This is a genomic window from Morganella psychrotolerans (assembly GCF_001676155.1).
GTDB classification, from domain to species: Bacteria; Pseudomonadota; Gammaproteobacteria; order Enterobacterales; family Enterobacteriaceae; genus Morganella; species Morganella psychrotolerans.
On sequence record NZ_LZEW01000034.1, the window covers coordinates 104,294 to 130,186 of the forward strand.

General features: G+C 49.0%; 24 protein-coding genes and 2 tRNA genes. 24 read left to right on the forward strand and 2 right to left on the reverse strand.

Annotated elements, in window-relative coordinates; translation table 11 throughout:
* Window positions 1–31: 31 nt before the first annotated feature.
* A complete protein-coding gene (locus AYY16_RS18745; protein WP_067370365.1) occupies window positions 32–796 on the forward strand; it encodes an AraC family transcriptional regulator in 765 nt (254 codons plus the stop codon).
* A gap of 78 nt (window positions 797–874) precedes the next feature.
* Here the strand turns inward: AYY16_RS18745 and AYY16_RS18750 are convergent, their stop codons facing one another.
* Entirely contained in the window at window positions 875–2,161 is a 1,287-nt protein-coding gene (locus AYY16_RS18750; protein ID WP_067370265.1) for a citrate synthase, read from the reverse strand.
* 657 nt (window positions 2,162–2,818) lie between these two features.
* Between AYY16_RS18750 and sdhC the strand changes: the two genes are divergently transcribed.
* The 12 genes from sdhC to ybgE all read left to right on the forward strand — a co-directional run bounded on the left by sdhC (window position 2,819) and on the right by ybgE (window position 16,883).
* Window positions 2,819–3,208 carry a succinate dehydrogenase cytochrome b556 subunit gene (sdhC, locus tag AYY16_RS18755; RefSeq protein WP_067370369.1) on the forward strand — a complete coding sequence of 130 codons (390 nt, stop codon included), beginning with the start codon at window positions 2,819–2,821 and terminating at the stop codon, window positions 3,206–3,208.
* Window positions 3,202–3,561, forward strand: coding sequence for a succinate dehydrogenase membrane anchor subunit (gene sdhD / locus AYY16_RS18760; RefSeq protein WP_067370269.1), 360 nt, complete (start codon window positions 3,202–3,204; stop codon window positions 3,559–3,561). The genes sdhC and sdhD overlap by 7 nt, the downstream gene beginning before the upstream one ends.
* Window positions 3,562–5,328 carry a succinate dehydrogenase flavoprotein subunit gene (sdhA, locus tag AYY16_RS18765; RefSeq protein WP_067370272.1) on the forward strand — a complete coding sequence of 589 codons (1,767 nt, stop codon included), beginning with the start codon at window positions 3,562–3,564 and terminating at the stop codon, window positions 5,326–5,328.
* A gap of 34 nt (window positions 5,329–5,362) precedes the next feature.
* Window positions 5,363–6,079 (forward strand): succinate dehydrogenase iron-sulfur subunit, encoded by a 717-nt coding sequence (locus AYY16_RS18770; protein ID WP_067370276.1) that lies wholly within the window; start codon window positions 5,363–5,365, stop codon window positions 6,077–6,079.
* 533 nt (window positions 6,080–6,612) lie between these two features.
* Window positions 6,613–9,435, forward strand: a complete 2,823-nt coding sequence (gene sucA, locus AYY16_RS18780) for a 2-oxoglutarate dehydrogenase E1 component (protein ID WP_067370284.1) — start codon at window positions 6,613–6,615, stop codon at window positions 9,433–9,435.
* Window positions 9,432–10,643 carry a 2-oxoglutarate dehydrogenase complex dihydrolipoyllysine-residue succinyltransferase gene (gene odhB, locus AYY16_RS18785; protein ID WP_067370287.1) on the forward strand — a complete coding sequence of 404 codons (1,212 nt, stop codon included), beginning with the start codon at window positions 9,432–9,434 and terminating at the stop codon, window positions 10,641–10,643. Before sucA ends, odhB begins: the two co-directional genes overlap by 4 nt.
* Window positions 10,644–10,810: 167 nt before the next feature.
* Complete coding sequence (gene sucC / locus AYY16_RS18790) at window positions 10,811–11,977, forward strand: ADP-forming succinate--CoA ligase subunit beta (protein ID WP_067370290.1); 1,167 nt, start codon at window positions 10,811–10,813, stop codon at window positions 11,975–11,977.
* Window positions 11,977–12,849 (forward strand): succinate--CoA ligase subunit alpha, encoded by an 873-nt coding sequence (sucD, locus tag AYY16_RS18795; RefSeq protein WP_067370294.1) that lies wholly within the window; start codon window positions 11,977–11,979, stop codon window positions 12,847–12,849. Before sucC ends, sucD begins: the two co-directional genes overlap by 1 nt.
* 903 nt (window positions 12,850–13,752) lie before the next feature.
* On the forward strand, window positions 13,753–15,315 hold the full coding sequence (gene cydA, locus AYY16_RS18800) for a cytochrome ubiquinol oxidase subunit I (RefSeq protein WP_067370297.1): 1,563 nt from the start codon (window positions 13,753–13,755) through the stop codon (window positions 15,313–15,315).
* 14 nt (window positions 15,316–15,329) lie between these two features.
* Window positions 15,330–16,472 carry a cytochrome d ubiquinol oxidase subunit II gene (gene cydB / locus AYY16_RS18805; protein WP_067370300.1) on the forward strand — a complete coding sequence of 381 codons (1,143 nt, stop codon included), beginning with the start codon at window positions 15,330–15,332 and terminating at the stop codon, window positions 16,470–16,472.
* 13 nt (window positions 16,473–16,485) lie between these two features.
* Complete coding sequence (gene cydX / locus AYY16_RS18810) at window positions 16,486–16,593, forward strand: cytochrome bd-I oxidase subunit CydX (RefSeq protein WP_067370303.1); 108 nt, start codon at window positions 16,486–16,488, stop codon at window positions 16,591–16,593.
* Between the two features lie 5 nt (window positions 16,594–16,598).
* Window positions 16,599–16,883 (forward strand): cyd operon protein YbgE, encoded by a 285-nt coding sequence (gene ybgE, locus AYY16_RS18815; RefSeq protein ID WP_067370306.1) that lies wholly within the window; start codon window positions 16,599–16,601, stop codon window positions 16,881–16,883.
* A 53-nt stretch (window positions 16,884–16,936) separates the two neighbouring features.
* On the opposite strand, the gene AYY16_RS18820 is transcribed toward ybgE, so the two are convergent.
* Entirely contained in the window at window positions 16,937–17,875 is a 939-nt protein-coding gene (locus AYY16_RS18820; RefSeq protein WP_223861110.1) for a LysR family transcriptional regulator, read from the reverse strand.
* Window positions 17,876–17,921: 46 nt separating this feature from the next.
* Here AYY16_RS18820 and AYY16_RS18825 point away from each other — a divergent pair, with 46 nt between their 5' ends.
* The 11 genes from AYY16_RS18825 to AYY16_RS18875 all read left to right on the forward strand — a co-directional run bounded on the left by AYY16_RS18825 (window position 17,922) and on the right by AYY16_RS18875 (window position 25,883).
* Entirely contained in the window at window positions 17,922–19,310 is a 1,389-nt protein-coding gene (locus AYY16_RS18825) for an MFS transporter (RefSeq protein ID WP_067370310.1), read from the forward strand.
* Window positions 19,297–19,704 (forward strand): hypothetical protein, encoded by a 408-nt coding sequence (locus AYY16_RS18830; RefSeq protein WP_067370313.1) that lies wholly within the window; start codon window positions 19,297–19,299, stop codon window positions 19,702–19,704. Before AYY16_RS18825 ends, AYY16_RS18830 begins: the two co-directional genes overlap by 14 nt.
* 427 nt (window positions 19,705–20,131) lie before the next feature.
* Complete coding sequence (gene ybgC / locus AYY16_RS18835; protein ID WP_067370316.1) at window positions 20,132–20,524, forward strand: tol-pal system-associated acyl-CoA thioesterase; 393 nt, start codon at window positions 20,132–20,134, stop codon at window positions 20,522–20,524.
* Window positions 20,521–21,207: a Tol-Pal system protein TolQ gene (gene tolQ / locus AYY16_RS18840; RefSeq protein ID WP_067370319.1), complete on the forward strand. Its 687-nt coding sequence runs from the start codon at window positions 20,521–20,523 to the stop codon at window positions 21,205–21,207. The genes ybgC and tolQ overlap by 4 nt, the downstream gene beginning before the upstream one ends.
* A 14-nt stretch (window positions 21,208–21,221) precedes the next feature.
* Entirely contained in the window at window positions 21,222–21,647 is a 426-nt protein-coding gene (gene tolR, locus AYY16_RS18845; protein ID WP_067370323.1) for a colicin uptake protein TolR, read from the forward strand.
* Window positions 21,648–21,693: 46 nt separating this feature from the next.
* Window positions 21,694–22,767: a cell envelope integrity protein TolA gene (gene tolA, locus AYY16_RS18850; protein ID WP_067370326.1), complete on the forward strand. Its 1,074-nt coding sequence runs from the start codon at window positions 21,694–21,696 to the stop codon at window positions 22,765–22,767.
* 135 nt (window positions 22,768–22,902) lie between these two features.
* Entirely contained in the window at window positions 22,903–24,195 is a 1,293-nt protein-coding gene (gene tolB / locus AYY16_RS18855; protein ID WP_067370376.1) for a Tol-Pal system beta propeller repeat protein TolB, read from the forward strand.
* Between the two features lie 42 nt (window positions 24,196–24,237).
* The gene (gene pal / locus AYY16_RS18860; RefSeq protein ID WP_067370330.1) at window positions 24,238–24,732 is read left to right on the forward strand and encodes a peptidoglycan-associated lipoprotein Pal; all 495 of its coding nucleotides are present in this window, start codon (window positions 24,238–24,240) and stop codon (window positions 24,730–24,732) included.
* 9 nt (window positions 24,733–24,741) lie between these two features.
* Window positions 24,742–25,536 (forward strand): cell division protein CpoB, encoded by a 795-nt coding sequence (gene cpoB, locus AYY16_RS18865; RefSeq protein ID WP_067370333.1) that lies wholly within the window; start codon window positions 24,742–24,744, stop codon window positions 25,534–25,536.
* Window positions 25,537–25,702: 166 nt separating this feature from the next.
* Window positions 25,703–25,778 (forward strand) — tRNA-Lys (locus AYY16_RS18870).
* Between the two features lie 26 nt (window positions 25,779–25,804).
* Window positions 25,805–25,883: transfer RNA gene (locus AYY16_RS18875), tRNA-Lys, on the forward strand.
* Window positions 25,884–25,893: the final 10 nt, after the last annotated feature.

Consider the following 25,893-nt stretch of genomic DNA (forward strand, 5'->3'; position numbering starts at 1 on the left):
TAAGGACAGTTTGTTTATCAAAAGGGACAATATGGCGTGGCTGAAACAACATGACCCGTTTAATGCCGATCTGCATACAGCACCGCTTGTCGGGATCGCCGCTGAAATGGCGGCACAGCATGACTCCGGTTTTCATCAGCATCAGCGGGGACAGTTTTTGTTTACGGAGCGGGGCGCTATCAGGATAACGCTGACGGATACCTTGTCTGTACTGCCGCCGACGCGAATTGCGTGGATCCCGCCGGCAATGCCGCACCGGGTGCAGATGTTTGAAGCAGTGGGTTACCGATCCCTCTATCCGGATGCACAGCTCAGCGCGCAGTTACCGGCGACCTGTGAAATTATGGATATTTCGCCGTTGTTGCGGGAAATTCTGTTCTTGTTTGCACAACTACCGTTTGACAGTGACTGGACGCAGCCGCGTTTACTTCATTTACTTGCTGTGTTTCTTGATGAACTGGCAATTGCCGGACGGGAGCCGATGAGGCTGCCATTACCAACTGATCGGCGGCTGAGTGGTCTGGATACACACACATTGCCGCCGCCACTGAATGAACTGGCGGGTCGCTGTGGTGCGGGTGACAAAACCATTACACGGATTTTCCGGCGCGAAACCGGGCTGAGTTATCAGCAGTGGCGTCAGCAGTGGAGATTGATTAAATCTGTTGAACTGTTGGCTAAAAAGTACCGTTACAGCTATATCGCTCAGGAGCTGGGTTTTACCAGTGACAGTGCGTTTGTGTCATTCTTCAGGGGAATGACAGGGAAAACGCCCGGGGATTATATGGGAAAATGAATAAAAATAAGATAATTATGAATAAAAAACCCTCCTGAGAGGGTTTTATTACCGGGTATTTTTGTCTTGTTACTATTATTAACGGTTGTTAACTTTAGTCTCAAACGGACGCTCAGTGTAGCCGGTATAGAGCTGACGCGGACGGGCGATCTTGATACCGTCGTCGTGCATCTCGCTCCAGTGGGCTATCCAGCCGATGGTGCGTCCGATAGCAAAAATCACCGTAAACATATTTGACGGAATACCCAGTGCTTTCAGAATGATACCTGAATAGAAATCCACATTAGGGTAGAGTTTTTTCTCAATAAAGTACGGGTCATTCAGTGCGATACGCTCAAGCTCCATCGCCACTTCCAGCAGGCTGTCATTCAGCCCCAGCTCATTGAGGACTTCATGGCAGGTTTCACGCATCACTTTGGCACGCGGGTCATGATTTTTATACACGCGGTGACCAAAGCCCATCAGGCGGAAAGAGTCATTTTTATCTTTCGCACGCTCAATAAAGGCAGGAATGTGCTCCACTGTCTGGATCTCTTCCAGCATACGCAGGCAGGCTTCGTTTGCCCCGCCGTGTGCAGGTCCCCAGAGGGATGCGATACCGGCAGCGATACAGGCAAACGGGTTGGCACCGGAAGAACCGGCAGTCCGTACTGTTGAAGTGGATGCATTTTGTTCATGATCCGCATGCAGAATAAGAATTCTGTCCATTGCGCGTTCCAGCACAGGATTGACCACATACTCTTCACAAGGTGTGGCAAACATCATGCGCAGGAAATTACCGGCGTAGGAGAGATTATTCTTAGGATAAACAAACGGCTGTCCGGTTGAATATTTATAGCACATTGCAGCAACAGTCGGCATTTTGGAGAGCAGACGGTAAGCGGCAATTTCGCGGTGACGCGGGTTGTTTACATCCAGAGAGTCATGATAGAACGCCGCCAGCGCCCCGGTAACACCACACAGAACGGCCATCGGGTGAGAGTCACGGCGGAACCCGTTGAATAAGCGGGTTATTTGCTCGTGGATCATGGTGTGACGTTTTACCGTCTCTTTAAATACGTCATACTCTTTCTGGTCAGGTGCTTCGCCATACAGCAGGATATAGCACACTTCCAGGTAATCAGATTTCATCGCCAGCTCTTCAATCGGGAAGCCGCGGTGTAACAGGATACCTTCATCACCATCGATATATGTAATTTTTGATTCACACGACGCGGTGGAGGTGAAGCCGGGATCAAAGGTATAGTAACCCTGGTTGCCCAGCGCCCTGACGTCGATCACAGACTGACCGAGGGTAGGAGTCAGGACATCGAGATCAGTTACCTTGATACCGTTAATTGTCAGCTCCGCCTTTATATTAGACATGTAGGTCTCCTTAGCGCATTTATTATTTGTTTTATACCCTTATTCATTCAACCTGCAGGTTCATTGACTACGCTCAGCCTGCATCCTGAATGGCGTTGGGCATACAATCATTTCGATAATTACAGCAGCCTCTGTCCTGAGGATACCGTACCTGGTGTTACGTTATCCGGCACGGCGTACTGTTAGTTATCAGATTGTTAATTAAGTATTGTGCTGCGATAAAAATAATGTTGTGTGACAAGATGCCGGGTTATTTTTGCAGATAACACTTTTGCATAAGTTTGCACTTACGGGAAGTCTTTCTTGCCGGTAACCGTCGTTTTAATATTCACATTTAACCACAAGATGTAAGTCGATTGTTGTCAAAATGTCACAAGTAATAAGAATGGACGTTTTTATTGTGTGAACCGTGATCTTATTCACTGTTCTGGCTAAATCTGACCAAACATTTTGTATGGGAATTGTAATCATATTGTGAAGCCAATATACTGCCCCAAGGTCTCCGGAATACCCCGAAGCAGGAGCACCCAGCGTAACTGAATGATTACTTTTGTAAAACATTACGGATGTGTATTTTACTTAAGTGTTTTTCGTACTTTCCCTGCGCTGTCTGATTTCCGCCCCGGTCCGGAGGAAGGAAAAATAATAAAAAGCTGTGTGGGCAAAATTGTGAAAAAACAACGACCTGTCAATTTAGACTTGCAGACGATCCATTTTCCGATTACTGCAATCGCTTCAATCTTACACCGTGCCTCCGGCGTCATCACTTTCATTGCTGTAGCGATTCTGCTGTGGCTGTTAGGGCTGTCGCTGTCATCACCGGAAGGGTTCCGGGAAGCCGCTGACCTTATGAGTGGTTTTTTCGCGAAGTTTATCCTCTGGGGCATTCTCACCGCACTGGCTTACCACATCTGTGGGGGCATTCGTCACATGTTAATGGATTTTGGTTTTGTTGATGAAACACTGGCTGCCGGTATTTCATCTGCGAAGATTTCCATGGTTCTGGCTGTGATTTTAGCTGTGTTGGCGGGGGTTCTGGTATGGTGACAAATTCAAAAAACAGCGCAACCACACTGGGTCGCAGCGGTATTCAGGATTGGTTAATTCTGCGTGCCAGCGCCATTGTGATTACGCTTTATGTATTCTACATCATCGGTTTTGTCGCGTTTACCTCAGATATTACTTATGACGTCTGGCGTGGCTTCTTTGCCTCTTCATTCACTCAGGTTTTCACTACCCTGACACTGATTGCCATTCTTGCCCACGCGTGGGTCGGGTTATGGCAGGTACTGACGGATTACGTTAAGTGCGTGAGCCTGCGATTAATACTGCAATTCATTGTTATTATTGCACTATTATCCTATGTCATTTACGGTTCAATCATTGTGTGGGGTGTATAAATGAGCTTACCTGTCAGAGAGTTTGATGCCGTTGTTATCGGCGCAGGCGGCGCAGGCATGCGCGCAGCCCTCCAGATTTCGCAGTCCGGCCTGTCTTGTGCCTTGTTATCCAAAGTCTTCCCGACCCGTTCTCATACGGTATCAGCCCAGGGCGGTATCACCGTTGCGCTGGGAAATACCCATCCCGATAACTGGGAATGGCATATGTATGACACAGTAAAAGGGTCGGATTATATCGGTGACCAGGACGCTATCGAATATATGTGTAAAACCGGACCGGAAGCGGTTCTGGAACTTGAGCACATGGGTCTGCCGTTCTCCCGTCTGGATGACGGCACGATTTATCAGCGTCCGTTCGGCGGACAATCACGTGATTTCGGCGGTGAACAGGCGGCGCGTACCGCTGCTGCCGCTGACCGTACCGGTCATGCACTGCTGCACACGCTTTATCAGCAGAACCTGAAAAATAACACCACTATTTTTTCCGAATGGTACGCCCTTGATCTGGTGAAAAACCAGGATGGCGCCATTATGGGCACGACCGCTATTTGTATCGAAACCGGCGAAGTTGTTTATTTCAAAGCGAAAGCGACGATTCTGGCGACCGGCGGTGCAGGGCGTATTTATCAGTCCACCACCAACGCCCATATCAATACCGGTGATGGTGTCGGCATGGCAGTCCGCGCCGGAGTGCCGTTGCAGGATATGGAAATGTGGCAGTTCCACCCGACCGGGATTGCCGGTGCCGGGGTGCTGGTCACAGAAGGGTGCCGTGGTGAGGGCGGGTATCTGCTCAATAAAGACGGTGAACGCTTTATGGAGCGCTATGCGCCGAATGCCAAAGACCTTGCCGGGCGTGATGTGGTAGCCCGTTCCATTATGATCGAAATTCGTGAAGGTCGCGGTTGTGATGGTCCGTGGGGTCCGCACGCCAAACTGAAACTCGACCATCTGGGTAAAGACGTCCTGGAATCCCGCCTGCCGGGTATTCTGGAGCTGTCACGGACATTTGCGCATGTTGATCCGGTGAAAGAGCCGATCCCGGTCATTCCTACCTGTCATTATATGATGGGCGGTATCCCGACCAGGGTTACCGGTCAGGTACTGACAGTCAATGAACAGGGTGAGGATGTACTGGTTCCGGGTCTGTTTGCTGTCGGTGAAATTGCCTGTGTTTCGGTTCACGGTGCGAACCGCCTCGGCGGAAACTCACTGCTTGACCTCGTGGTGTTTGGTCGTTCTGCCGGTCTGCATCTGAAAGAATCGATTCTGGAGCAGGGCGCGATGCGTGATGCTGCGCAATCAGACGTGGAAGAAGCGCTGACCCGCATGAACCGCTGGAACAATACCCGCGCAGGTGAAGATCCGGTTGAGATCCGCAAAGCACTGCAAGCTTGTATGCAGAATAATTTCTCGGTATTCCGTGAAGGGGATGCTATGGCGAAAGGGCTGGAAGAGCTGAAAACCATCAAAGAGCGTCTGCAATATGCGCGTCTGGATGATACGTCCTCTGAATTCAATACCCAGCGTATTGAGTGCCTGGAGCTGGATAACCTGATGGAAACCGCCTATTCCACAGCAGTCGCAGCGAATTTCCGTACTGAAAGCCGTGGTGCGCACAGCCGTTTTGACTATCCGGATCGCGATGATGCGAACTGGCTGTGTCATTCCCTGTATCTGCCGCAATCCGAAACCATGACACGCCGTGCGGTGAATATGCAACCTAAGTTGCGTGATCCGTTCCCGCCGAAAATTCGGACCTACTGATGTGTGGTGATAAGGCAATTGCGGAGAGAATACTATGAATGTTGAATTTTCAGTTTATCGCTATAACCCGGATGTTGATAACGCACCTCACATGCAGAGTTATCAGTTGGATGTGGAAGAAGGTCGCGACATGATGGTGCTGGATGCGTTAATCCAGCTGAAAGAACAGGATCCGACTTTGTCATTCCGCCGTTCCTGCCGTGAAGGTGTGTGTGGTTCTGACGGGATCAACATGAACGGCAAAAACGGTCTGGCCTGTATCACGCCGCTGTCGGTACTGATGAAAGGCGGTAAAAAGGTGGTGATCCGCCCGCTGCCGGGTCTGCCGGTTGTGCGTGACCTTGTGGTGGATATGGGGCAGTTTTATGCACAATATGAAAAAATTCGCCCGTATCTGATTAATGACAGCAAAAATCCGCCTGCGCGTGAGCACTTACAGTCACCGGTGCAGCGTGAAAAGCTGGATGGTCTGTATGAATGCATTCTGTGTGCCTGCTGCTCAACATCCTGCCCGTCGTTCTGGTGGAATCCGGATAAATTTGTCGGTCCTGCCGGTTTATTAGCCGCGTACCGTTTTCTGATCGACAGCCGTGATACTGAGACAGAATCACGTCTCGATGATATCAGTGATGCTTTCAGTGTTTTCCGCTGTCACGGCATCATGAACTGCGTCAGTGTTTGTCCGAAAGGGCTGAATCCGACAAAAGCAATCGGGCATATTAAATCAATGTTACTTAAACGCAGTGCATAATTTTGTTTTGTCTATATCCAACGTCATTCAGGATGCAGGCTGGCTGAATGTCGCCAACGAACCTGTAGTTTGAATGAATAAGGGTATAACTGGTTGATAATAATAAGATGCCTGCCGGCAGGCATCTTTTACCAGCGTGTAACAATAGGTATAATCTATCGCAGTAAGTGTTAGATGCGGGAAAAAATGTAGCTAATTGTGATTAAGATGTGAGTTTTTTGATTCAAATGTAAGTATGGTAATAGACATCACAGGGATTTTCAGCAACGGTCAGCCGTTGCTAAAGGTTCCTCAGGGATACTCAGAACAGAAGATGCACAAGCACGACCCGGGAATCCATTACGCACCGCACTATATCGCGGTATTAGTTATCACGGCGAAAACTATACCCAACGTCATTCAGGGTGCAGGCAGGCGGCAGACGAGACAATCCGCAGAACATATTTTGGTATGTTTTCCGGACATGCAGCGCAGCCGGTACATTGCAGCCCGGAAGATAAAGGGGATAAAGCTCTAAGCTTAAAGGGATCACAATGCAGAACGGCGTACTGAAGGACTGGCTGGATTCCAGCTTTCTGGCTGGAGAAAACCAGGCTTACATAGAAGATATCTATGAAGACTATCTGAAAGATCCGTCCTCCGTCGATGAAAGTTGGCGGGTAATTTTCGATTCACTGCCGAAAGCGGATGTTACAGAACAACCTCATTCGCAAACCCGCGACTATTTCCGTCGTCTGGCGAAAGATTCAACCCGCTATCATACCTCCGTCAGCGATCCGGCGATGGATTCCAAGCAAGTTAAAGTTCTCCAGCTTATTAACGCATTCCGTTTCCGTGGTCATCAGAATGCGGATCTTGATCCGCTCGGTCTGTGGAAACAGGAGCCTGTTCCGGATCTGGACCCTGCATTCCACAATCTGACCAAAGCTGATTTTGACGAAACCTTTAATATCGGTTCATTCGCTGTTGGTCGTGAAACCATGAAGCTGAGTGAGCTGTACGACGAATTAAAACGTATTTATTGCGGCGCTGTCGGCGTCGAATACATGCATATCACGAATACCGAAGAGAAACGCTGGCTCCAGCAGCGCCTGGAATCCGTGGTTGTCAGCAAACAGTTCAGTGCGGATGAAAAACGGCGTTTCCTGGCAGATTTGACTGCCGCCGAAGGGATGGAGCGTTATCTCGGGGCTAAATTCCCGGGGGCAAAACGTTTCTCTCTGGAAGGAGGCGATTCCCTCATTCCGATGCTTAAAGATCTTATCCGTCATGCCGGTAAACAGGATACCCGTGAAGTCGTTCTGGGAATGGCGCACCGTGGTCGCCTGAACGTGTTGATTAACCTGTTCGGTAAAAAACCGGCAGACCTGTTTGATGAATTTGCCGGAAAGCACAAGGACCATCTGGGCACCGGTGACGTGAAATATCATCAGGGTTTCTCCTCTGATTTCGCCACAGAAGGCGCGCAGGTTCATCTGGCGCTGGCATTTAACCCGTCTCACCTTGAAATTGTCAGCCCGGTGGTTATCGGTTCTGTCCGTGCCCGCCGTGATCGCCTGCCGCAAAGTCTGAGCAGGATGGTATTGCCGATCACCATTCACGGTGACTCTGCGGTGTCTGGTCAGGGGGTTGTTCAGGAAACCCTGAATATGTCACAGGCACGGGGCTATGAAGTCGGCGGGACAGTTCGTATTGTTATCAATAACCAGATTGGTTTCACTACCTCGAACCCGAAAGATACCCGTTCCACCGAATACTGTACTGATGTAATGAAAATGGTGCAGTCGCCGATTTTCCATGTGAACGCGGATGACCCGGAATCAGTGGCATTTGTTACCCGCCTGGCGCTGGATTTCCGTAACACCTTTAACCGCGATGTCATGATTGACCTGGTCTGTTACCGCCGTCACGGGCACAACGAAGCGGATGAGCCGAGTGCAACCCAGCCGATGATGTACCAGAAAATCAAACAGCACCCGACGCCGCGTAAAATCTATGGCGACAGACTGATTGAAGAAGGCATTGTGACCGCCGGTGATGTGACTGAAATGGTCAATATGTACCGTGATGCTATGGATCGCGGAGACTGTGTGGTGGAAGAGTGGCGGGAAATCGGCAAAGCGTCTCTGACGTGGGAGCCGTACCTTAATCATGACTGGAATGACGATTACGCCAATAAAGTCGAACTGAAACGTTTGCAGGATCTGGCCCGCCGTATCAGTGCCGTGCCGGAAGAAGTGCAGATGCACCCGCGTGTTGAGAAAATTTATACTGACCGCGCAGACATGGCGGAAGGTAAAAAATTATTTGACTGGGGCGGCGCTGAAACCCTGGCGTATGCCACACTGGCAGATGAAGGCGTTCCTGTCCGTCTGTCCGGTGAAGATGCCGGGCGCGGAACATTCTTCCATCGTCATGCTGTTATCCATAATCAGGCCAACGGCTCTTGTTATGTGCCGTTAATGAATGTTCATAATGCTCAGGGGCGCTTTAATGTCTGGGACTCGGTTCTGTCTGAAGAAGCGGTTCTGGCCTTTGAATATGGTTATGCAACAACAGATCCGCGCGGTCTGACTATCTGGGAAGCCCAGTTCGGTGACTTTGCCAACGTGGCGCAGGTGGTTATTGACCAGTTCATCAGCTCCGGCGAACAGAAGTGGGGCAGAATGTGCGGGCTGGTGATGTTACTGCCGCACGGCTACGAAGGTCAGGGACCGGAGCACTCCAGTGCCCGCCTGGAACGCTATCTGCAACTTTGTGCCGAGCAGAATATGCAGGTGTGCATTCCGTCAACACCGGCGCAGGTTTATCACATGCTCCGCCGTCAGGCATTGCGCGGTATGCGCCGTCCGCTGATTGTTATGTCACCGAAATCACTGTTACGTCATCCGCTGGCAGTTTCTTCCCTGGAAGAGTTAGCCGAAGGTCGTTTCGAAGCGGTTATTAATGAAGTCGATAAGCTCAATCCTGCGGATGTTAAGCGTGTGGTGCTGTGCTCCGGTAAAGTGTATTACGATTTATTAGAGCAGCGCCGCAAAAATAATCAGACAGATGTTGCCCTGATCCGTATCGAGCAGCTCTATCCGTTCCCGCATGACGATATTCATGAGATTCTCGCGCCGTTTGCGCATGTGAAGGATTTCATCTGGTGCCAGGAAGAGCCGCTGAATCAGGGCGCCTGGTACTGCTGCCAGCATAATTTCCGTGAGGCGGTCCCGGCAGGTGCAGCACTGCGCTACGCGGGTCGTCCGGCCTCGGCATCTCCGGCTGTGGGCTATACGTCTGTTCACCAGCAACAACAACAAGAGCTGGTGAATGATGCACTGAACGTTGAATCAACTAAGGATAAGAAATGAGTAGCATAGAAATTCTGGTTCCCGAGCTCCCCGAGTCTGTCGCCGATGCCACGGTTGCGACGTGGCACAAAAAACCGGGTGACCGTGTTGAACGTGATGAAGTGCTGGTGGAAATAGAAACAGACAAAGTGGTGCTGGAAGTGCCTGCCTCTGACGCCGGTATTCTGGAAGCAGTGCTGGAAGAAGAGGGTGCGACAGTGCTGTCTAAACAGTTGCTGGGGCGTATCCGTCTGGGCGACAGCACCGGCTTACCGGCTGAAATAAAAGAAAAAGTACAGTCCACACCGGCGCAGCGCCAGAATGCCGGGCTGGATGAAGAATCAAATGATGCATTAAGTCCGGCTGTCCGCCGTCTGATTGCAGAGCATGGCATGAATGCCGCAGATATTGCCGGCAGTGGTGTCGGCGGTCGTCTGACCCGCGAAGATGTGGAAAAACATCTGGCACAACAGCCGAAAGGCGTTGATAGCGCGGCTGTTGAGTCTGTTTCTCAGGCGGCATTGTCACACCGCAGTGAAAAACGCGTACCGATGACGCGTCTGCGTAAGCGTGTGGCGGAGCGTCTGCTGGAAGCGAAAAACAGTACTGCGATGCTGACTACCTTTAACGAACTCAACATGAAGCCGGTGATGGATCTGCGCAAACAGTATGGCGAATCGTTTGAAAAACGCCATGGTGTGCGCCTGGGCTTTATGTCGTTCTATGTGAAAGCCGTGGTTGAAGCGCTGAAACGTTATCCGGAAGTGAACGCGTCTATTGATGGCACTGATGTTGTGTATCACAACTATTTCGATATCAGTATTGCCGTCTCCACACCGCGCGGGCTGGTTACACCGGTATTGCGTGATGCTGATGCGCTGAGCATGGCTGAGATTGAAAAACGCATCAAAGAACTGGCTGTTAAAGGTCAGAACGGCAAGCTGACAGTGGAAGATCTGACCGGCGGTAACTTTACCATCACCAATGGTGGTGTGTTTGGTTCACTGATGTCAACGCCGATCATCAACCCGCCGCAGAGTGCGATTCTGGGTATGCATGCAATTAAAGATCGCCCGATGGCCGTCGATGGTCAGGTAGTTATCCTGCCGATGATGTATCTGGCTCTTTCTTATGATCATCGCCTGGTTGACGGGCGTGAATCAGTCGGGTTCCTCGTGACGATTAAAGAAATGTTAGAAGACCCGACCCGTTTGCTGCTTGACGTGTAGTGTTCTTTATTTTTGAGCTTTAACTCATCCGGGCGGCATCGCGCTAAAACCCGCCCGGCTGAACTCGCATTAGTGAATCTGTGTCCCTGCGCCGGGAAACCGGTGCTATCCAGGCAACAACAATAAGAGAGTCCGCTCTCATCAGACAAAATAATGGATAGAACATCATGAATTTACACGAGTATCAGGCAAAACAACTTTTCACGCGGTATGGATTACCTGCACCGGCAGGCTACGCCTGCTCCACACCCCGTGAAGCAGAAGAAGCAGCATCAAAAATCGGCGGCGGTCCGTGGGTCGTCAAGTGTCAGGTTCATGCCGGGGGCCGTGGTAAAGCGGGTGGCGTGAAACTGGTAAAAACCAAAGAAGAAATTCGTGCATTTGCCGAACAGTGGTTAGGCAAGCGCCTTGTGACCTATCAGACAGATGCGCTGGGTCAGCCGGTTCATCAGATACTGGTGGAAAGTGCGACAGATATCGCCAAAGAGCTCTATCTGGGCGCCGTTGTTGACCGCAGTTCGCGTCGTGTGGTCTTTATGGCGTCAACGGAAGGCGGCGTTGAGATTGAAACGGTGGCTCACGAAACACCGGAGCTTATTCATAAAGCGGTGATTGACCCGCTGACCGGTCCGATGCCGTATCAGGGGCGTGAGCTGGCATTTAAGCTGGGTTTAACCGGAAAGTTAGTTAACCAGTTTACTAATGTTTTCATGGGTCTGGCGACCCTGTTCCTGGAGCGCGATCTGGCGATGGCGGAGATAAACCCGCTGGTTATCACCTCAGACGATCAGCTTATCTGCCTTGACGGTAAATTAGGCGTTGACGGTAATGCACTGTACCGCCAGCCGGAACTGCGTGAAATGCATGATCCGTCTCAGGAAGATGCCCGTGAAGCACAGGCCGCGCAGTGGGAACTGAACTATGTTGCGCTGGACGGTAATATCGGTTGTATGGTGAATGGCGCAGGTCTTGCGATGGGCACCATGGACATTGTTAAACTGCACGGCGGCGAGCCGGCTAACTTCCTGGATGTCGGCGGTGGTGCGACCAAAGAGCGCGTCACTGAAGCGTTTAAAATCATTTTGTCCGATGAAAATGTTAAAGCGGTATTTGTTAATATTTTCGGCGGAATCGTCCGCTGTGACCTGATTGCAGACGGGATTATCGGTGCGGTTGAAGACGTTGGTGTCAATGTGCCGGTTGTTGTGCGTCTGGAAGGTAATAATGCGGAGCTTGGCGCTGAGAAGCTGGCGAAAAGTGGTCTGAATATTATTGCGGCAACCAGCCTGACGGATGCTGCGGAACGTGTTGTTGCAGCAGTGGGAGCGAAATAATGTCTATTTTAATCGATAAAAATACCAAGGTTATCTGTCAGGGATTCACAGGCAGCCAGGGGACTTTCCACTCTGAACAGGCGATTGCCTACGGTACCAAAATGGTCGGTGGTGTGACGCCGGGCAAAGGCGGAACCACACATTTAGGGTTGCCGGTCTTTAATACTGTGCGTGAAGCGGTAGAAGCCACAGGTGCGACCGCATCGGTTATTTATGTCCCTGCACCCTTTTGCAAAGACTCCATTCTGGAAGCCATTGATGCCGGTATTAAGCTGATTATCACTATTACCGAAGGTATCCCGACCCTGGATATGCTGACGGTAAAAGTGAAGCTGGATGAAGCGGGTGTCCGGATGATCGGTCCGAACTGTCCGGGCGTTATTACCCCGGGACAGTGCAAAATCGGGATTATGCCGGGCCATATCCATCTGCCGGGTAAAGTGGGCATTGTGTCCCGTTCCGGTACGCTGACGTATGAAGCGGTGAAACAGACGACGGATGCCGGTCTGGGACAGTCTACCTGTGTGGGTATCGGTGGCGACCCGATTCCGGGATCTAACTTTATTGATATTCTGCGCATGTTCCAGAATGACCCGCAAACAGAAGCGATTGTGATGATCGGTGAAATCGGCGGCAGTGCGGAAGAAGAAGCGGCTGCTTTTATTAAAGAGAGCGTCACAAAGCCGGTTGTGGCATATATTGCGGGTGTGACTGCACCTAAGGGCAAACGAATGGGGCACGCCGGAGCGATTATTGCCGGCGGGAAGGGAACCGCAGATGAAAAATTTGCCGCCCTTGAAGCCGCAGGCGTAAAAACAGTCCGCAGCCTGGCTGATATTGGTGAGGCAGTGAAAGCTATCCTCAGCAAGTAGCTGTGTATCAATTGTGTATCAATTGCGTATCTGACTGCTTGCTATACCCGGCGATATTCAGGATGCAGCCAACGAACCTGCAGTTTGAATGAATAAGGGTATATATCGCAACCTGAGCCGTGAAATATAGGCTCAGGTTGTTTTTTGATCTGACCCCGGTAAGGGGAACCGGTACGTTTTTACTCTTTTTACGACTTATCTCAATACCCTCCGGTTGTTCTTGTTACATTCAGTCATTTTCTCAATTGTCTCATAACCTCGGTTGTGTCGTTTACAACACAAACAGTCTCAGGTATAAAAGGGCGTTTTTTATCATATTGATTTATACTTGTTTTTCCCGCCCAAAATGAGCGGATTTGTATCTTAATACAAAAGAGCGATAACAGTTTTAGTGATAATTTATTTATTATTGAATTACCCCGGTAATGGAATTAACCAGGAATATTAATGAAAATAAAACGTTAATTAAAGGTGCGTTTATTATTGTTATTTTTCAGTTTAGTTATATTTTCGTGTACATTGCATTAACAATAAAATAACGCAGACGATATATATGCGATATTGATTAACACTGGTCGGAAAAATTGACATAAATCAATCTATTGCGCTGGCATTATTTTGGAAGTTTGATTAAATTGGGTCAGATCAAAATAGCCGAAAATGACTACCATGTGCATTATTTGATATAACATCAGAATTCCAATCTGAATCACGTAAAAGCGGTTTATTGTGTGCAAATATAAGCGTACTATTATTAGGGTGTCTATTTAGGTGTTTTTTTTTGTTACTAATTTGTTATTGCATTTAGAGGCATTTATTGCTGGTAGTTATGTTGCTTTCTTTCTTCAGGAAAGCTTGGGTTGCCGCATGTCGGTGTCTTCCTGCTAGGAGCAAGGAGTCAAGATGTTTGATATTGTCGAACTGTCGAGATTACAGTTTGCCTTAACAGCGATGTATCACTTTTTATTTGTACCGCTAACATTAGGTATGTCCTTTGTGTTAGCGATCATGGAAACTGTGTATGTCCTGTCCGGTAAGCAAATCTATAAAGATATGACAAAGTTCTGGGGTAAGTTATTTGGTATTAACTTTGCCCTGGGTGTTGCTACAGGTCTGACTATGGAGTTCCAGTTCGGGACTAACTGGTCATACTACTCTCACTATGTTGGTGATATCTTCGGTGCGCCTCTGGCAATCGAAGGTCTGATGGCATTCTTCCTCGAATCCACATTTGTTGGTCTGTTCTTCTTCGGCTGGGATCGTCTCAGTAAGAAGCAGCATCTGATGGTAACCTGGTTCGTTGCTATTGGTTCTAACTTCTCTGCACTGTGGATTCTGGTTGCAAACGGCTGGATGCAAAACCCGATTGCAGCTGATTTCAACTTTGAAACCATGCGTATGGAAATGTTAAGTTTCTCTGAGCTGGTTCTCAACCCGGTTGCACAGGTTAAATTTGTGCATACCGTTGCTGCAGGTTACTGTACAGGTGCTGTTTTCGTCCTGGCTATCAGTGCATGGTATCTGCTGAAAGGCCGTGATATTGCATTCGCAAAACGCTCTTTCGCCATTGCGGCAAGTTTTGGTATCGCTGCAGTGTTATCCGTTATTGTACTGGGTGATGAGTCCGGTTATGAAATGGGTGACGTGCAGAAAACCAAGCTGGCTGCGATTGAAGGCGAATGGCATACTCAGCCGCCTCCGGCTTCATTTAACGTGATCGCATTCCCGAATCAGGACAAAATGGAGAACAGTTTCTCTATTGAAATCCCGTATCTGATGGGGATTATCTCGACGCGTTCTATTGATACACCGGTTCTTGGTTTGCGCGACCTGATGGCACAGCATGAAGTCCGTATCCGTAACGGTATGATTGCTTACGATCTGTTACAGCAACTGCGTCAGGGTAATACTGATGTTGCTGTGCGTGATGCATTTAATCAGAGCAAAAAAGACCTCGGTTATGGTTTACTGCTCAAACGCTATACTGATGATGTAGGTAATGCATCAGAAGAACAAATCAAACTGGCTGCGAAGGACTCCATTCCGCGCGTTGCCCCACTGTTCTGGGCATTCCGTATCATGGTTGCCGCTGGTGGTCTGATGCTGATTGTTCTGGGTCTGGCGTTCCTGAGTGTTCTGCGTAACCGTGTTGGTAAATCAAAATGGTTACTGCGTGCATCACTGCTGAGCCTTCCGTTACCATGGATTGGTGTTGAAGCAGGCTGGTTCGTTGCTGAATATGGCCGTCAGCCATGGGCTGTGGGTGAAGTATTACCAACAGCATATGCAACGTCGAATCTGGCAGCCGGAGACATTCTGTTCTCTATGGCGCTGATCTGCGGTCTGTACACATTATTCCTGATTGCTGAAATGTTCCTGATGTTCAAGTTTGCACGTCTTGGTCCAAGCAGCTTAAAAACCGGCCGTTATCACTTTGAAACGTCACCGGCACAAGACGCTAAGTAAACAGGAGCCCACTTATGTTTGATTATGAAATATTACGGTTTGTATGGTGGATACTGATCGGCGTTCTGCTGATTGGCTTCACTGTGACTGATGGTTTTGATATGGGTGTGGGTATTTTGCTGCCGATTATCAGCAAAGGTGATACAGAACGTCGTATCATGATTAATACCTTAGCGCCGCACTGGGAGGGCAACCAGGTATGGTTGGTCACCGCAGGTGGTGCACTGTTTGCTGCATGGCCGATGGTCTACGCTGCTGCATTCTCAGGCTTCTATATCGCAATGATTCTGGTCCTGGCGGCATTATTCTTCCGCCCGGTCGGTTTTGACTATCGTTCAAAACTGGAATCACCAAAATGGCGCGGTATGTGGGACTGGGGTATTTTTATCGGCAGTTTCGTTCCGTCACTAGTCATCGGTGTGGCATTCGGTAACCTGTTACTGGGTGTGCCGGTTGAAGTGAACTCGAATCTGCAGGTTTCTTATGCAGGCAGTTTCTTCGGTCTTCTGAACCCGTATGGTCTGTTAGCCGGCTTAATCAGTCTGATGATGATTGTGGCGCACGGCGGGACTTACCTGCAGATGCGTACTACCGGTGAATTACACCTGCGTGCGCGCAAAGCAACCACCATTACCGCATTGCTGACATTTGTTCTGTTCGCTGTGGCCGGTGCGTGGCTGATGTGGGGTGGTATCGAAGGTTTCCGTGTCGTATCTGACCTGGATCATTTCGGTCCTTCCAACCCGGTGACGAAAGAAGTGGTTCAGGAAGCGGGCGCATGGATGGCAAACTTTACTGCCCATCCAATCCTGTGGATCCTGCCTGCTGTCGGCCTGGTGTCTCCGCTGCTGGTGGTTCTGTTCACCCGTCTGGATAAAGGTGCGTTTGCATTCCTGTTCTCTGCACTGACTATTGCCGGGGTGATCCTGACCTGTGGTACAGCGATGTTCCCGTTCATCATGCCTTCAAGCATTGACCCGAACGTCAGTCTGACCATGTGGGATGCAACATCCAGTCTGCTTACCCTTCAGGTAATGACAGTTGTTGCGATTATCTTTGTACCAACCGTTCTTCTGTACACTATCTGGTGTTACGTGAAGATGGCGGGTCGTATGGATAAATCCTTCATCGAAGACAACAAACATTCACTGTACTAAGGAGCAGACGCATATGTGGTATTTTGCATGGATCCTCGGAACGCTCCTGGCATGCAGTATTGCAATTATTGCAGCACTGGCCATTGAGCATAATGAAGACAAAGCCGCGTCAGGCGAATAAGACGTATGTTGGATAAATCTTACCAACTACTGGATAAGGGTCCCTTACGGGCCCTTGTCCTCATCATGGCGCTGGGGCTGGCATTTTGTGTGATTTGGGATCCGTCGCGTTTTGCGGCGAATACCAGTTCACTACAAATCTGGCAGGGGTTAGTGATGATCTGGGCCGTATGCAGCGGTGCAGTTTTCGGCACCGCTTTTCATCCGAAACGCGCAGTCTGGAAGATTATCTTTCATCCCATTCCCGCCATTGTGATCCTGGCTTACGGCCTTTATCACTTTTTTAGCTGATAAAGTCGTTTTTCATTAAAAAAGCCGTTCATCTGAACGGCTTTTTTTTTGTCTCACGGATAGCGCAGCTGCTCTGCATTCTCACTGAAATACCGGACAAAATAGTCGATAAATACCCGCACTTTCTGCGCCAGATGTGCCGCAGGCGGGAATACCATATTGATGCTTTGATCCGGCGTATCCCGCTGTGTAAAGACCGGCACTAATTCTTCCTGTATCAATTGCTCTCTTATATACCAGACCGGCAGCAGGCTGTATCCCTGATGTGCCAGTGTCATGGTGCGGATGGCCTGAATCGAATTGGACACAAACGCGGTATTGTCAGAGGCAGGCAGATGCTGACGCCAGGCGCTCTGACTTAACAGATTACTGTTGGCGATAAACGGCAGTAAAGCGGGATCGCTGTTATCCGTTACCTGATAGCGGCGGATAAAGTCCGGTGTTGCCACATAACATACCGGAAAATCAGCCAGTCTGCGGTAACGCAACCCGCTGTCGCTCAGTGTGCCGAGCCGCAGTACCACATCCAGTTTCTGGGCAATCAAATCACTCAGGGTATGATCGACCCGGTAATCCAGCTGAATAAGCGGATACTGCATCCGGAATGCCGGAAGCTGCGGCAGCAGAAACTGCCCGCCAAATTCAGCAGTGGCACTGAAACGCAGAGTGCCCTGTGGCTGAGTTGTGCCCGCCATTACCGCGTCAAGCGCCCTGTCAAACTGTTGTAACAGCGGTCTGAATTGCTGATACAGCGCATGACCGGACTCAGTCAGGGTAAACTGGCGTGTTGTCCTGTGCAGCAGTGTGGTGTTCAGCTCCGTTTCCAGGGCTTTGATATGCAGACTCACCATCGACTTGCTTAAATTCAGACGGGTTGCCGCGCGGGTAAATGACCCGGTATCCACCACGTATATAAAGGTATTAATTTTTTCAACAGATGTCAGCATAGGTTTGTTTAATTTTACCAAACAATATTGTTTATATTGACGCATAGACGCCGCAGGTCAACAACTTTTACACTGCTGACCGGAGGAAATTATGACCTATCGTTATCGCGTCGCCCTGATTTTTTTACTGGGCTTCTTTATTGATTGCATCAACATTTTTATGTCTGCCATTACATTACCGGCCATAGCGGCGTCATTGCAGGTTTCATCACTTTCCGTTACCTGGGTGGCGAACAGCTATATTCTCGGGCTGACCCTGATCATTCCGCTGAGCCGCTGGCTGGCTGACCGTTTCGGGATACGTGAACTGATGACCTTCTCGATGCTGCTGTTTGCGGTGACTGCCGTACTGGCGGGCGGGGCGGATTCATTCACATCCCTGATCACCTGGCGCTTTTTACAAGGCGTGGCGGGCGGATTACTTATTCCTGTCGGACAATCTCTGACATTTCAGTATTTTCAGGGACATGAGCGCAGTAAGATTTCCACTATTATTATGATGATCGCCCTGATAGCACCTGCGCTGTCACCGATGCTGGGCGGGTTGATTGTTGATGTGGCGGGCTGGCGTCCGGTGTTTTATGTTAATGCGCCGTTTGCGCTGCTTACCGCGCTGCTGGCGTGGTGCTGGATAAAGGAGCCGAAAACAGCCACATGCCCGGCGCCGGATCTTAAAGGGCTTTTGCTGGTCAGCATTGTACTGGCATCACTGCTGATTGCCCTGTCACTCTACGGGGAGTATCACAATATCAGTGGTGCACTGGCACTCGCTGCGCTGATGTTGCTGAGTGCGCGGCTCTATTATCGCCATTACCAACGGGATCCGCAGGCAATTATTGACCTTGCGCTGCTGAAAAATACCCGGCTGTGGTTATCTGTCGCGGTCTATTATGCGGTGCCCGGTGTGTTTACCGGGGTGAATATCCTGGCTATTTTTTACCTGACAACAGTTCTTAACCTGACAACCAGTGTCACCGGTGCCTTTATGCTGCTGTATGCAGCGGGCGCGCTGGTATCGATGCTGGTCAGCGGTGCGCTTTACAACAAAGCAGGCGCAGGGCGGCTCTTTTTCATCAGCCTGTTATTGCACAGCGGCGGGATAGCTTTGTTTGCCCTGACTGACGTGAATACACCGCTCTGGTTTATCGGACTTATCTATCTTCTTACCGGAACCGGCGGCGGTATCGCAGCTAACTGCGCCCAGACCACAGCGCTGTATGATTTTCGTGATGCTCAGCTGATAAAAGCCAGTGTTATCTGGAATATTAACCGGCAAATTGTATTCAGTATCGGTGCGGCGTTATTAATGACGCTGTATCAGACGCTGAATATCATCATCCCGGAAAACGCATTTAAAATGACTTTCTTATGTGCGGCAGTGATTGGGCTTATCCCGCTTATCTTTTTATGCCGCACCCGCTATCGTTCATCATTAAAACCGGCAGAATCTGCCTCGGAGACATCTCATGAGCCATCCTGACATTCAGCAAGCGGTTAATAGTATCAATATCGTTCACGAACTGATTTATCAGGTTTTCACCACACCGGGTGAGGAAGGTAAAGCAGCACTGCACACTTTACTGACGCACTTTACCGATGATTTTTCTATGACAGGGATTAGCGGGGCGGTTGTTGATCATGACACCGTGGCGGCAGTATTTACGCGGATGCAGGGACAGAAACAGGGTGCGCCGATAGAGACATCAGATTATGAATGTGTCAGCCGGACAGAAAATACACTTGCGATGCGTTATCTTGAAACTCAGCACTTCTCCGGGGTGACAACAGTACGGCGTTCTGTGGTGATCCTGACCAAAAATGATGATGAAATGTGGCAGTGGCATTATCTGCATGAAACACCACTGGCATTATAACCGGCGTGAGTACGGCTGTTCTGACCTGTAAAACAGGACGGAAAATTAGTTTCTGTAAAATAAAGATAAACGGATTTTATTTATGGTATTACAATAAGTTAGATTGTTTGGTAAATAAATCGGTAGCACAAAAATCCGGAATTATCCGGATTTTTGCGTATTCGTGAGGATAAATGTCTTTTAATAAGTGTTTAATGATAGCGGCTGAAGGCGAAAGTAACGCCGCTAACATATTGTAATTCGTAACAAAATATTTTTTCACGGCAACCTCTGAATGAGCTTGCGTGTTGCATAAAGGCGAGTATGATTAGCGCGCGGACAAACGGGCTTTTCTTATCTTTACGTACTAAGCATTTTCAATACGTTTGGTCTTCACGTATAGTTTGCAGGGCAAGTCTGCTGATAAGAGTTAGTTGCGGGATATTCAATGTTTAGTTGGCCGGTACGGATTTACTACGAAGATACTGATGCTGGTGGTGTTGTGTACCACGGGCAGTATGCTGCGTTTTTTGAGCGGGCCAGAACTGAAATGTTACGGGCACGGGGCTTTCATCAGCAGCGACTGCTGGAAGAGCAGATTGGGTTTGTGGTTCGTAAATTAACTATCGATTATCATCATCCGGCAAGGTTAGACGACCTGTTAGAGGTACAAAGCGCGATTACAGAGATTCGCCGCGCGTCCCTGACATTTACGCAAACACTTATGCATAAAAACGGAACTCTTTTATGTCGCGCAGAGGTACTTGTCGCCTGCGTGAATATTTCTTTAATGAAGCCGATAGCGCTTCCCGAGTCTATTGTCGCGGAGTTTAAGCAGTGACTGACATGAATATCTGGGATTTATTCCTGAAAGCAAGTTACCTCGTGCAATTTATCATGCTGGTATTGCTGGGCTTTTCTGTTGCATCGTGGGCAATTATTATTCAGCGGACTAAAATCCTGAATGCTGCAACGCGTGAAGCGGAAGCGTTTGAAGACAAATTCTGGTCAGGTATCGAACTGTCCCGTCTCTATAAAGAGAGCCAGGCGCGTCGTGACGAATTAAGCGGCACAGAACAAATTTTCCACTCCGGCTTTAAAGAGTTTGCCCGTCTGCATCAGGCAAATATTCATTCCCCGGAAGCGGTTGAAACCGGCGCGGCGCGTGCGATGCGCATTTCGATGAACCGTGAAATGGAAAACCTGGAAAACAATATTCCGTTCCTGGGAACTGTCGGCTCTATCAGCCCGTATATCGGTCTGTTCGGGACAGTCTGGGGAATTATGCACGCCTTTATCGCATTAGGTGCGGTAAAACAGGCAACATTACAGATGGTGGCACCGGGTATCGCAGAAGCACTGATTGCAACAGCAATTGGTCTGTTTGCGGCAATCCCTGCGGTAATGGCCTACAACCGTCTGAATAACCGTGTGAATAAATTAGAACAGAACTACGATAACTTCAGCGAAGAGTTTCTGGGGATTTTACACCGCCAGGCGTTTGCATCTGCTGATAAGAAATAAGGCCGGAGATTATTATGGCACGTCAACGCAGACACAAGCGGGAGCTGAAATCTGAAATTAACATTGTTCCTTTACTGGACGTGTTGCTTGTGTTGTTGCTTATCTTCATGGCAACGGCGCCGATAATCAGTCAGAGTGTGGAAGTGGATCTCCCTGATGCCTCCGATTCTCAGGCGGTATCGACCAATGATAATCCGCCGATTATTCTGGAAGTATCCGGAGTGGGGCAATATACCCTGGTGGTAAAACAGGATCGTCTGGAGTTACTGCCGGAAGAACAAATTATTGCTGAGGCAAGAGCACGCCTGGCGGAAGATCCGAAAACGATTTTCCTGGTCGGCGGAGCTAAAGATGTGCCTTATGAAGAGATTATTAATGGTCTGAATATTCTGAAACAGGCCGGAGTGAAATCTGTAGGTCTGATGACGAAACCGATGTAAGGTTTGTTATGCCGTTGTTTTCACTCAGTGTGTTAGGGAATTAAGCGTGAGAAAGCTGAAAGAGCGTAAAGATAAATTAAATCGTTCTGTCATCACATCTGTTGTGTTGCACCTTCTGCTGGTTGCGCTGGTGATTTGGGGATCATTTGTTACCAAATCAGGACTGATGGGCGGCGGTGAAGGCGGGCAGGTGATCGACGCTATTATGGTTGATCCGAACGCGATGGTTGAAAATTTCAATCAGCAGCAACAACAACAGGCAAACGCAAAACAGGCTAAGTCGCAGCGCGAGAAAAAAGAGAAGCAGCAGGAAGAAGAATTACGTCAGAAAGAATCGCGTGAGCAGGAACGTTTAAAAGCCATTGAAGAAGAGCGTCTGAAAACTGAGCAAAAGGTCGACGATCAGAAAAAAGAAGCTGAAGAACAGCAGAAACAAGCTCAGGACGCACTGAAAAAAGCGAAAGAAGAGCAAAAAATTGCAGAAGCAGCCGCTGCCAAAGCGCAGGCTGAAAAAGAAAACGTAATAAAAGAGCAGGCGCTGGCGAAGAAAAAGTCAGATGAAAAAGCGGCTGCACTACAAGCGGCAGAAGAAGAAAAGGCGAAAGCCGAAAAAGCCGTAAAAGAAAAAACTGAGAAAGCCGAAGCAGCAAAAGCTGAAAAAGACGCCAAAGAAAAAGCCGCTAAAGAAAAGGCTGCAAAAGAAGCAAAAGCTAAAGCAGCGGCTTCAAAGAAACAAGCCAGCGAAGTGGATGACCTCTTGGGCGGATTAGCGTCTAATGCGCCGGGGACAGAAAGCGGCGGTGCATCCGCTGCCGGTCAGGGCGGTGGTAAAAAGAGCGGTACAAACTCTGATGCCGATATGAACGGCTATATGACGCAGGTTCAGTTGGCGATTCAGGCAAAATTTTATAATGCTGACCTTTACAGCGGCAAAACATGTACATTAGAGATCAATATTACGAACAAAGGGTCGTTAATTGATGTCAAAGCAGTGGGCGGTGACCCTGCACTCTGTACTGCGGCAGTGACTGCAACCAAGCAGGCTCGTATACCGGCACCGCCGAGTGATGCAGTCTGGCGGGCATTCAAAAATTCGAAAGTGGACTTTAAACCGAAGTGAAAGATGTGATACAACGGGGAATAACCGGGAAGGATTGCGTTAACAATGGGTTTTTGTGACGATATCTGGTTTTGGTTAGGAACGTTTGTTAAAATACTTATTTCACGCGGGCATTGGCGCAACAAGGGAGAGAAAATGAAGCAGGCAGTTAAATATATGCTCGGTTTTCTGATGCTGTGGGCGGCAGTTGCTCAGGCTGAAGTTCGTATCGAGATAACACAGGGTGTTGATTCAGCGCGTCCTATTGGTGTTGTGCCTTTCCAGATGGCAGGTGGCGGTAGTGCACCTGAAGAGATTGGTGCCATTGTTGCGGCTGATTTACGTAACAGCGGAAAATTTAATCCGATTGACCCGGCCCGTATGCCTCAGTTACCGGGAACCGCGTCCGAAGTGGTTCCGGAATCCTGGACAGCACTGGGTATTGATGCCGTTGTTGTCGGTCAGGTTCAGCCTGGTGCTGACGGTAATTATCTGGTGAGCTACCAGTTAGTGGATACCTCAGGTGCTCCGGGCAGTGTGCTTGCTCAGAACCAGTTTAAAGTGACAAAGCAGTGGCTGCGTTATGCGGCGCATACTGCCAGTGATGAAGTTTTTGAGAAATTAACCGGTATCCGTGGCGCATTCCGCACGCGTATCGCTTATGTGGTAGTGAAGAACGGCGGCGGCTATCGTTATGAGCTGCGTGTATCTGACTATGATGGTTACAACCAGTTCACGGTTCACCGTTCACCGGAGCCTCTGATGTCTCCGGCATGGTCACCGGATGGTGAAAAAATTGCGTATGTTACCTTTGAAAGCGGAAGCTCAGCACTGGTTATCCAGAACCTGTCCAGCGGACAAGTTCGCCAGGTTGCGTCATTCCCGCGTCACAATGGTGCACCGGCATTTTCACCGGATGGTTCTAAACTGGCATTTGCGTTATCGAAATCCGGTAGTCTGAATCTGTATGTGATGGATCTCGGCTCAGGCCAGATGCGTCAGGTAACAGATGGTCGTAGTAATAATACTGAGCCTTCATGGATGCCGGACAGCCAGACGTTAGCCTTTACATCTGACCAGGCTGGTCGTCCGCAAATCTATAAGGTCAATATTAATGGCGGTGCTCCCGAACGTCTGACTTGGGATGGGACTCAGAACCAGAACGGCGACGTCAGTTCTGACGGTAGTTTCCTGGTAATGGTCAGTTCAGGCGGCGGGAAACAGCATATCGCCAAACAAGATCTAGTAGCGAACAATTTCCAGATTTTAACGGATACGTTCCTAGATGAAACGCCAAGTATCGCACCAAACGGCACTATGGTTATTTATAGCTCCTCGCAAGGTATGGGAACTATATTGCAGCTGGTTTCGACCGACGGGCGTTTCAAAGCGCGTCTTCCGGCGACTGACGGACAGGTTAAATTCCCTGCCTGGTCGCCGTATCTGTGATGCATTAAAATATGTATGGCAAATTATAAAAGGATCAAAGAGATGCAACTTAACAAAGTGCTTAAAGGGCTGATGATAGCTTTACCTGTTCTGGCCGTCGCTGCATGTAGTTCTAACAAAAACGACCAGGCTGATGCGGGCACTGTCGACAATAGCGCAAACACTGGTATGTCAGCTGAAGATCTGGCTCGCCAGCAACTTCAGGAACTTCAGAACAACAATATCGTATACTTCGGTTTCGACAAATACGACATTTCTCCTGAATTCCAACAGCTGCTGGACGCGCACGCTGCATTCCTGCGTAACAACCCGTCTTACAAAGTGACTGTTGAAGGTCATGCTGATGAGCGTGGTACTCCGGAATACAACATCGCACTGGGCGAACGTCGTGCTAACGCTGCTAAGATGTATCTGCAGGGTAAAGGCGTGAACGGTGAACAAATCTCTATCGTTTCTTACGGTAAAGAAAAACCAGCAGTTCTGGGTCACACCGAAGCTGACTACGCGAAAAATCGTCGCGCAGTACTGGTATACTAAGAGATATACATGAAAAGTAACTTCAGACGCCTGATGGTGAGTCTGTCGTTATTGATAGGTGTAGCGGCCCCCTGGGCCGCTATTGCTCAGGCACCCATCATCAATATCGGCTCAGGCTCCACTGATGACCGCCTCGTACAGCTCGAGCGCATTTCTAATGCGCATGGTCAGCTATTAACTCAACTCCAGCAACAAGTCATGGATAACCAGCGTGATATCGATACACTGCGCGGGCAAATCCAGGAGAGTCAGTATTTACTGAATCAGTTGACGGAGCGCCAACGCGAACTTTTCTCACAGCTGGATACTCTTTCCGGCGGCACATCGAATGGTGCATCAACAGACAGCGGATCATCTGCAGGTGGTGATTCGGCGTCTGCCGCTGCTGTACCTGCGGATACCTCTGCACCTGATGCTGCTGCAAGTAAGGGCAATGAGAAAGATGACTATAATGCCGCGGTGAATATGGCGATGAACACCAAAGATTACGATGGTGCAATCGGCGCATTTCAGAGTTTTATTAAAAGCTACCCAAAGTCGAGTTATCTTCCTAATGCCAATTATTGGTTAGGTCAGATGAATTACAACAAAGGCAAAAAAGATGACGCTGTGGCGTATTTTGCTTCTGTGGTGAAAAACTGGCCGAAATCTCAGAAAGCAGGTGAATCCTTCTATAAAGTCGGATTGATTATGCAGGAGAAAGGGGATAAAGCGAAGGCAAAGGCCATCTATCAGCAAGTTATCGCGAAATATCCCGGTTCAACCGGTGCGAAATTAGCTGAGAAAAAATTGTCTGGTTTATAACCGGGCAGACAGTACCGTTGTTCATAAAATAGCCCCGCACTGAGAGAATATGGCTCAAACGGGGCTAAGTGAGTGAATTGTAAGCGTTTGAACAAGTTTTTTTGAAATAATCATTGCACCTGACAAATAAATCAGTAATATACCGTGCCGTTGGACAGAGAGTATGGGGGCGTTAGCTCAGTCGGTAGAGCAGTTGACTTTTAATCAATTGGTCACAAGTTCGAATCTTGTACGCCCCACCATCCTCTTTTGTACAATGCCTGAAATGGGGGCGTTAGCTCAGTCGGTAGAGCCAGTTGACTTTTAATCGAATTGGCACAAGTCCGAAATCTTGTGACGCCCCACCATTTCAGCACA